Below are 8,796 nucleotides of genomic sequence, written 5' to 3' on the forward strand. Positions count from 1 at the left end.
GATTGTGTCACAAAGATATTTAAACTATTTGAAGTTTGGGAAGCAGCTTTGTGGTTTTATTGTAACAGCTCCCTAGCATGCGCCAAAGCGGATTCGGACAACGACTTGCCACCCAACATTTCTGCCAACTCCCGTACACGTTCGTCCGTAGTCAGCCGTTTAATGTGTGTACTCGTGCCCTCTGCCCCTTCTTGCTTGTAAACTTTGAACTGATATTGTCCTTTTGATGCCACTTGTGGTAAATGTGTTATGGAAAATACCTGCATCGTACCGCTCATCTGCTGCATAATTTCCCCCATTCGGTTGGATATTTCACCTGAAACCCCGGTGTCGATTTCATCGAACATCATGGTGGGCAGGTTTTCATACTCCGCCAAAATGGATTTTATCGTCAGCATAATCCGGGATAGTTCCCCTCCAGATGCCACCTTTTTTAGTTCTCCGTAATTGGAGCCTTTGTTGGCAGAAAACAAGAACATCAAATCATCTTTGCCATTGGTTTTAAATGATTTGGAGGGATTCACCTCAATCTTAAATGTTGCTGCCGACATTCCCAATGATGCTAGATTTGTATGAAGCCTCTCGTTCAATTTGGGGATGACAGCCTTTCTTCCCTCACTTATTTTTTTGGCCCAAGCGTCCACCGTTTTGGTGATGGCATCGACCTCTTGTTGCTTCTCTTTGATTTTGGATTCAATATTGGCAACCGCATCCACCTTTTGGGCCAATTCCTCCCGAATGGCTATTAAATCCGTAACGGAATCCGTATGATGCTTTTTCTGAAGGTCGTAGAGTTGCTGTAATTTCCCATTGACTACTTCCAAACGTTCAGGATCAGCCTCTACACCTTCTTGCATTTGCTCCAGTTCGGAGGCAATATCATCGGTTTCAATCAAAACTGATTGAATCCTATCGTACAAGGATTTATAGTCAGCCCCGAAATCAGTCAAGCTCTGGAATGCCCGTTTTAAATCGGTAAGTCGGCCTACAATGCCCAATTGCTCGTCATTCAACAACTGATGCCCGGCGGACAACTGTTCCATAATCTGCTCCACGTTGCTCAATTGCTCGTACTCTTCTTCGAGTTCTTCCTGCATGCCTTCCTTGAGCTTGGCATCTTCCAGTTCCTTCAACAAAAAACTATTGTAATCGTGTTCTTTATCGGCATCAGCCTGGAAATCTTCCAACTTTTGAAGCTCTTTGGACGCTGCCCGCAACTTTTCAAGCTCATCCATATATCCCGAAAGATTTTCGGAGTTATCGGCCAATGCATCCAACACTTTCATCTGAAAATCGTTGTCGGTGAGCTGCATGGTCTGATGCTGCGAGTGTACATCCACCAATTGGTCTCCCAAGGCACGCATCACATCTAAAGTAACAGGGGAATCGTTTACAAATGCCCTCGATTTACCGCTCGGCAAAATTTCCCTCCGCAAAATAGTAGTGTCCTCGTAATCCAGTTCGTTTTCTTCAAAAAACGGCCTGAGCTGATATTTGGAAATATCGAACTCGGCCTCTATCACACATTTTTGTGCTGTATTTTTTAACGATGATAAATCGGCGCGCTTTCCCAAAACCATGGAAAGACCTCCCAAGAGTATGGATTTTCCGGCTCCGGTTTCACCTGTTATGGTGGTAAATCCGTTGGAAAAAGACACACTTACGTCATCAATGAGTGCATAATTTTGGATGGATAGATTTGCTAGCAATATTGAAGAATTTACCCGTAAAGATAAATTTCTTTATAGAACTGCACTAGTAATTTATTTCATTCCATGTGCTGGAATAAAATGGAGCCACTTTATTAAGGGTTTCCTTGAGTTTTACAATGTCCACCTTTGGGCCGTCCGAAAAGATATTCTGGATTTCTTCGGACTTGGCATCAAAAAAGGTCTGGATCAAGAAGGCATTGGGCCTACGGCTAATAAGTGTTTCGAACAAACGAAGGCTTCCGGCGATAATTTGCTTGCCCGTGCTATTGTTATCTGCCAGTATATCGAGTCCTTTTCTATGGTAGTTGTACATGGCAATCCGGTATTCCCTGAACGAGTTGCTCAATAGGTTGTCCACCAACTCAAATCGGCTGCGGTCCCCCGTGTCTTGGCTCCAACCGGCATAACCGGAACTCTGAGCTTGGGTCACAATGTTCTGTGCCTGACGATAAAAATCATTTCCACCTTCCAAGGAAAAAGTATCGGCATCCAATCCCAACATAATGTACACGTAGTAAGAAATTACCCCCACCAAATTGGAATCAAAATTATTTGGATTGTACACTAAAGGTTGGAATTCCTGATATTGAAAGTTAAATGAATTGTCCTTGTAGTTGAACACAGGGCTTTCGTATGTGGTATTAAAAACCGGTCGTGTGGATTGAATCTGAATATTGGCTTCAAAACGGTCCGATTCGTACTGGGTTACCGTAATGAACATCCGCGCATTGACACGCTCATTTTCACGATAAGTCCTGTTGGTCCATTTAGTCTTGTTCACAAAATCGTTCAGCGAACGCTCCAAAGTTCTAAAAATCTGTTGATTGGTCTGCCCTACTTGGTCAGAGTTCACAGTCACCGAAGAGTTCAACTCTTGTGCGGAAGTTCCGATGGTCACCAACAATAAGAGAATAGAAAAAACTATGTTACGCATGAATCCTGGAGATGATTTCTTTCCAAATATCGGAAGCTACTTCGGGCTTCGTCTTCAAATCAAACGTTTTTATCTCCGAATTCTTATCTATGAAAGTAATTTTATTTGTGCTACCGCCAAACCCAGCGCCGTCATCTTTTAAGGAATTAAGAACAATCCCGTCCAAATGTTTTCTTTTGAGCTTGCCTTTGGCATTTTCCAGTTCATTTTGGGTTTCCAAGGCAAATCCGACCAAGAATTGATGTTTTTTGGCCTCACCAAGTGACATTAAAATATCCGGTGTACGTTCCAGCTCAATCTTCATGTCACCTTCCTGCTTCTTCACCTTTTCAGAAGCTATTATTTTAGGACGATAATCTGCTACCGCAGCTGCACATATCGCGATATCAGTGTTCGCGTAATGTTCATGACAGGCTTCGTACATGTCTTGGGCCGAGGTCACCCGAATCAATTCGATGCCATTATGTTCGATGTCCAAATGTGTGGGTCCGGAGACCAAAATTACGTTCGCGCCAAGATTTGCAGCCCTTTTGGCCAGTTCAAACCCCATGGTGCCCGTGGAACGGTTTCCCAAAAAACGAACGGGATCAATGGCCTCTTGCGTAGGCCCGGCCGTAATGAGTACTTTTTTCCCTGAAAGTGGCAATCCTTTTTTTAAATCTTCTTGAATAAAGGCCACTATGTTCTCAGGCTCTGCCATACGTCCCTCGCCGTGCAATCCACTTGCCAGCTCTCCCGATTCGGCAGGAATGATAGTGTTTCCAAAAGATTCCAATTTATCAATTGAATTTTTGGTGGATGGATGCTGGTACATATCCAAATCCATGGCAGGTGCAAAATACACTGGACACTTTGCCGATAAATAGGTCGCTAAAAGAAGGTTGTCGCATGTCCCATTGGCCATCTTGGACAAGGTATTGGCTGTAGCGGGAGCAATCAGCATCACGTCTGCCCAAAGTCCGAGCTCAACATGGTTGTTCCAGGACAAGCTTCCATCTTCCTCGTTGATAAAATCCATCAACACTGGATTTTTTGAAAGTGTGGAAAGTGTAAGTGGAGAAACAAAAGAGCTGGCGCTCTGGGTCATTACAACTTTGACCTGGGCGCCAGCTTTAATCAGTAAACGAACAAGAAATGTAGTCTTGTAGGCGGCAATTCCCCCGGAAACTCCCAAAAGAATATTTTTACCGCTGAGCATTTCTTATGCGTCTTTCTCTGTATTCCTGTAGTAGATTTTATCTTCCAACCACTCTTGTACCGCCAAAGCATGTGGTTTTGGCAATTTTTCGTAGAATTTGGAAACCTCAATTTGTTCTTTGTTCTCGAACACTTCTTCCAAACTATCGCTATAGGTAGCAAATTCTTCTAGCTTTTCCAACAATTCCTTTTTAATCTCAGAATTGATTTGGATAGCTCTTTTGGAAGCTATGGAGATAGCCTCGTAAATATTTTCGGTTTTTTCGTCAAACTCGTTTCTATTAAGAGTTTTTGTGGATACCGGGGCCTTGGTGTTTTTCAAATCTTGCATGTGCAATGGTTTAAAAGCTAATTTTTTATTTTGATAAAGAAGCAGTGTCGTATGCACTCAACTCCTCACGGATTGTTTCGGCATAGTCATCAGCCTTTTTCTTGAATTCCGTTTCAGGAAAATAACGCATCAACGTATTATAAGATTCAAGTGCATCTTCCAATCGCTCTTGTTTTTTGTCCAATGTACTGTTCAGGGCTAATCTCGTGGCCGATTCTATTCTATAAAACATGGCTTCTTCACGATAGACGGAACCTGGATTGTCTGTAATGAAATTATCAAAAGCAGTGATTGCAGAAATCAAAACGGGCAAATTGAATTCTCCCAACTTGTTGAATTGCTTCGCTATCTCTATTTCTTTCTTCTCCTTTTTGGTGGTCAACTCCCTGGCCATTGTGTTGGCTTCCTCAAAAAACTCAGACTCGGAATAATTATTGATAAAGGTCTGTAATTTCAAAAGTGCCTTGTCAGTTTCTGTTTGATCTAAGGAGTACTTTGGAGAAAGCATGTAATAACTTTTTGCTCCCAAAAAACTGGCCTCTTGAATCTTGTCACTACGTGGGTAAGACTTAATAAAGCGCTCAAACTGATAACCGGCCAAGTAATATTCCTCATTTTTGAAGTAGCTATCGGCAAAAAAGAACATCACGCGTTCCCCTTGTGGTTTTCCAACATATTGGGGCGCAATCTGCTCGAACAAACGAACCGCTCTTTTATAATCACCTTCCTCGTACAGCTTTTCGGCCATATCGTATTTGGCCTTCACATCGGTTTCCTTAAGTACCTTTTGATACTCACTACAGGATACGAGAAGCACTGCTGCACAACAAAAAAGGAGTATTGACCTCATTTTCAAAAACATTTTGCAAAATTAGTGATATTGAATGGATATAAAAAAGATTTTTTTACCACTCAAATGTAAAAGGTAGCAAGGGCAATCCCCAATTATTTGGGCAACATTTAACGAATTTTAAACATGGGCCTTGTCCAACTGACCCAAAGAGGCTACGATTTTATCCTTTAAAACCGATGTCGCTTCCACTAATGGCAATCGCACAGTAGCCCGTGAAATCCCTTTGCTTTCAAAAATACTTTTTATACCGGCCGGGTTCCCTTCTTCAAAAATTTGGGACATTAAGGGAGATAGTTTGTGGTGGATGGCGTAAGCTTCCTTTACGTTGCCTTCCAAGCCAAATTTTATCATATCGGAAAAAAGAGATGGCAATCCCTGCCCCAAAACCGAGATAACACCAGCCCCACCTGACAGCACCGTGGCCAAAGCCGTTGAATCGTCACCAGAGATGACCAAAAAGTCTTCTGGTTTGCCTTTTATAATATTATCAATTTGAACGGCATCGCCGCAAGCTTCTTTGATAGCAACAATGTTGGCAAAGTCATGCGCCAACCTCAACGTGGTCGCCGGCAACATATTGCTGCCTGTTCTTGAGGGTACATTGTAAAGCACGATTGGAATGGGCGACGCTTCTGAAATCAGTTTAAAATGTTGGTATATGCCCTCTTGTGTAGGCTTGTTATAATAAGGTGAAACGGAAAGTATCGCATCAAAATCAGATAAATCCAATGTTTTTAGCTCGTTCACCACCGCCATGGTATTGTTGCCTCCTACACCTAGTACCAAAGGAAGTCTGCCTGCATTGGCGCGCACCACCACATCTACCACCAACTGCTTTTCTGCCTGCGAAAGGGTTGCCGATTCGGCCGTTGTTCCCAGCACCACCAAATAATCCACACCACCTTGAATGTTATGCTCCACCACTCTTTCCAAGGCTTCTACATCTACCGATAAATCTTCTCTGAACGGGGTTATCAAAGCTACTCCTGTTCCGATCAATTGTTCCATCACTTCAAATTTCTTTTAAGACCTTTAAATATTTCTTCAGTTCACTTTTGAACAACTTAAAGTCGCCCAAGGATGTATTCAAGATTAAATCATTCAGTTTGGGGTCCTGTGCCGCCAAACCTACTTTGAGACGTGCAGGAGTTTTTACCGACAACAACTTCATCATTAAATTATCATCTTCGTAATAATTGACCAACATATCGTACTCTCTGCTCAAAAATTCCAGAACATAACTGTTCTCTATCTGTCCTTTCCACCCAAGGTCCTTGTCCGAGAACATTTGGATGGCGTATGGGGAATTTTTATCGAACTCTCGCTTGTATCCAATGATTTTTATGGCATTCGGTCTCAGCGAAAATTCCTCAATAAGTTCGTAAAAGGCCTCTGCTTTCTGAAAATTATCAACATCGACGATACAGCCCACACTGGTAATTCCCTTATCCCTGGCAACAGTCTTGGGAGACCTTTCCAGTTCCTCCCTTAAATATTTATGCCCCGATTTAACCTTAAATTTGTCTTGGAGTCCTTTCAAAAACATATTTTTGACGATTTTTACAAAGGTAAATAATCTACCAAGACGACTTAACAAAGATACGCACGTGAACAATCTAAATTTTAAACAATTTGTTGTATTTACAACTTTTTGTTTTTTAATGTCCTGCAAAAACGATGCTGGAAACCTAACGGAAATACAGGGCAAACAAATCCCAATCGATTCCACCATAGCCCAGACCGATTCCATTGAAGCGTTTGTGGAACCGTACCGAAAAAGAATAAACGAGGTACTGGACAGCACCTTGGCATACGCTCCAAAACCGCTATTGCTGAACGATGGCGAACGTACCTCATCCATGGGAAACTTAATGGCGGACATTGTTTTTGAGCAGGCCTCCCCTATCTTCAATTCCAGGTCCGGGAACACCTTGGATTTTGTGGTGTTGAACGCCGGTGGTGTACGCTCCATTATCTCCGAGGGCAATGTAAGCGCCAGAAACGCCTACGAGGTAATGCCTTTTGAAAATTATATTGAAGTGGTGGAACTCAGCGGCTCCGCTACCCGTGAACTCATCAATTTTGTGGCAAAGGCTTCTAGAAGACACCCCGTTGCCGGAATCGAGATTGTTACGAACGAGAACGGTGCCCTGGAATCCGTGAACATTCAAGGGGAACCTTTTGATGAAAGCCGAAACTACTACGTGGCTTCTTCCGATTATTTGATCAACGGAGGGCCAAGCGTTGGCTTTTTTGACCAAATTGTTTCGAGAACCCCAACAGATTACCTATTGCGCAATGCCATGATAGACTATTTTAAAAAGGTGGATACGCTACAAGCGGTTGCTGATGACCGCATAAAACAAATGGATTAATGAAAAGAAGGGACTTTATTACCAACACCACCGCTGCATCCACTTTAATTGGATTGGGCGGGCTCAGTTTAAGCTCATGTTCCAACTTGGGCAAAAAACAGATTACCATATTGCACACCAACGATGTGCACAGCCATATCGACACCTTCCCCTCTACCCACTCCAGGCACCCAAATTTGGGTGGGGTGGCAAGGCGCGCCACTTTGGTGGAGCAAATCCGTAACGAAAACCCGAACACCCTGCTTTTTGATGCCGGGGATATTTTCCAAGGAACCCCCTACTTTAATTTTTATGGCGGGGAACTGGAATTTAAGCTGATGAGCAAGCTCAAATATGATGCGGCAACCATAGGCAACCACGATTTTGACAACGGTATCGAGGGGCTGCTCGCGCAGATGCCCAATGCCACTTTTGAAATGATCAACGCCAACTACGATTTTACCAACACTGTGATGGACGGCTACGTGAAACCCTATAAAATCTATACGGTTGATGGCATTAAAATCGGTGTGTATGGCCTTGGTATTGAATTGGACGGATTGGTGACCAAAAAACTCTACAAGGAAACCCAATATTTGGACCCCTACGAGATTGCCCTGGAGATAGAAAAGCAACTCAAAGAGGAAGAACAATGCGATTTGATTGTTTGTCTATCGCATTTGGGTTATGATTACGATTACCCTGAAAAACCTTGCGATACCCAATTGGCACAAAAAACGTTCCACACGGATTTGATCATTGGCGGACACACCCATACTTTTTTGGACAAGCCCGATGTGCGCACCAACCAAAACGGCAATTCGGTTATGGTGAACCAAGTGGGATGCTACGGAATCAATTTAGGTAGAATAGATTTCTATTTTGATACCGATAAAAAGGCATCGGCCAACGGAGTGAGCATTACGGTTTAGGTGATTTGGTTCGGTTATTTGGTTAAGGGTTAAGGGTTAAGGGTTGATGGTTGATGGTTGATGGTTGATGGTTAATGGTTAAAAGGTTCTCGACTGCGCTCGAACTGACAAGGAGTCGATTGTTGGATGATTCGATTATTTGGTTATTGGGTGAAGGGTTAAAGGTAAATGGTTAAGGGTTAAGGGTTAAGGGTTAAAAGGGTTCTCGACTGCGCTCGAACTGACAAGGAGTCGATTGTTGGATGATTCGATTATTGGATTGCTGGATTGCTTGATTGTTGGTAATTGAATAATTGTTTATTGTCAAGGGTTCAGATTTCAGATTTCAGATATCCGACTTCTGACTTCTGACTTCTGACTTCTGACTTCTGACTTCTGACTTCTGACTTCTGACTTCTAAAAAAGAATAACCGAGAAAGCACTTGGCCCTCCCGGTCTCTTCTAAAAACAAATAGTATGAAAAATTGCTATTTCAATAATTAA

9 protein-coding genes are annotated in these 8,796 nt (G+C 42.7%); 2 read left to right on the forward strand and 7 right to left on the reverse strand.

The window, feature by feature from the left end; genetic code table 11:
- Positions 1 to 56: 56 nt before the first annotated feature.
- The 7 genes from recN to DCK90_RS10930 form a co-directional block, all read right to left on the reverse strand.
- Positions 57 to 1,709: a DNA repair protein RecN gene (recN, locus tag DCK90_RS10900; protein ID WP_108246238.1), complete on the reverse strand. Its 1,653-nt coding sequence runs from the start codon at positions 1,707 to 1,709 to the stop codon at positions 57 to 59.
- Between the two features lie 46 nt (positions 1,710 to 1,755).
- Positions 1,756 to 2,646, reverse strand: coding sequence for a type IX secretion system protein PorD (gene porD / locus DCK90_RS10905; RefSeq protein WP_108246239.1), 891 nt, complete (start codon positions 2,644 to 2,646; stop codon positions 1,756 to 1,758).
- Positions 2,639 to 3,844, reverse strand: coding sequence for a bifunctional phosphopantothenoylcysteine decarboxylase/phosphopantothenate--cysteine ligase CoaBC (gene coaBC / locus DCK90_RS10910; protein WP_108246240.1), 1,206 nt, complete (start codon positions 3,842 to 3,844; stop codon positions 2,639 to 2,641). Before coaBC ends, porD begins: the two co-directional genes overlap by 8 nt.
- Before the next feature lie 3 nt (positions 3,845 to 3,847).
- Positions 3,848 to 4,174 (reverse strand): DNA-directed RNA polymerase subunit omega, encoded by a 327-nt coding sequence (locus tag DCK90_RS10915; protein ID WP_108246241.1) that lies wholly within the window; start codon positions 4,172 to 4,174, stop codon positions 3,848 to 3,850.
- A gap of 25 nt (positions 4,175 to 4,199) precedes the next feature.
- Positions 4,200 to 5,036 carry an outer membrane protein assembly factor BamD gene (locus DCK90_RS10920; protein WP_108246242.1) on the reverse strand — a complete coding sequence of 279 codons (837 nt, stop codon included), beginning with the start codon at positions 5,034 to 5,036 and terminating at the stop codon, positions 4,200 to 4,202.
- A 108-nt stretch (positions 5,037 to 5,144) separates the two neighbouring features.
- A complete protein-coding gene (dapA, locus tag DCK90_RS10925) occupies positions 5,145 to 6,035 on the reverse strand; it encodes a 4-hydroxy-tetrahydrodipicolinate synthase (protein ID WP_108246243.1) in 891 nt (296 codons plus the stop codon).
- A gap of 4 nt (positions 6,036 to 6,039) precedes the next feature.
- The gene (locus DCK90_RS10930; RefSeq protein WP_108246244.1) at positions 6,040 to 6,573 is read right to left on the reverse strand and encodes a DUF6913 domain-containing protein; all 534 of its coding nucleotides are present in this window, start codon (positions 6,571 to 6,573) and stop codon (positions 6,040 to 6,042) included.
- 115 nt (positions 6,574 to 6,688) lie between these two features.
- On the opposite strand from DCK90_RS10930, the gene DCK90_RS10935 reads away from it, so the two are divergent.
- Positions 6,689 to 7,402, forward strand: a complete 714-nt coding sequence (locus tag DCK90_RS10935) for a 5'-nucleotidase C-terminal domain-containing protein (protein WP_234414742.1) — start codon at positions 6,689 to 6,691, stop codon at positions 7,400 to 7,402.
- A complete protein-coding gene (locus DCK90_RS10940; protein WP_108246245.1) occupies positions 7,402 to 8,313 on the forward strand; it encodes a metallophosphatase in 912 nt (303 codons plus the stop codon). The genes DCK90_RS10935 and DCK90_RS10940 overlap by 1 nt, the downstream gene beginning before the upstream one ends.
- Positions 8,314 to 8,796: the final 483 nt, after the last annotated feature.

Origin of the sequence: Muricauda brasiliensis, assembly GCF_003057865.1 — a bacterium.
In the GTDB taxonomy this organism is placed as follows: domain Bacteria; phylum Bacteroidota; class Bacteroidia; order Flavobacteriales; family Flavobacteriaceae; genus Flagellimonas; species Flagellimonas chongwuensis.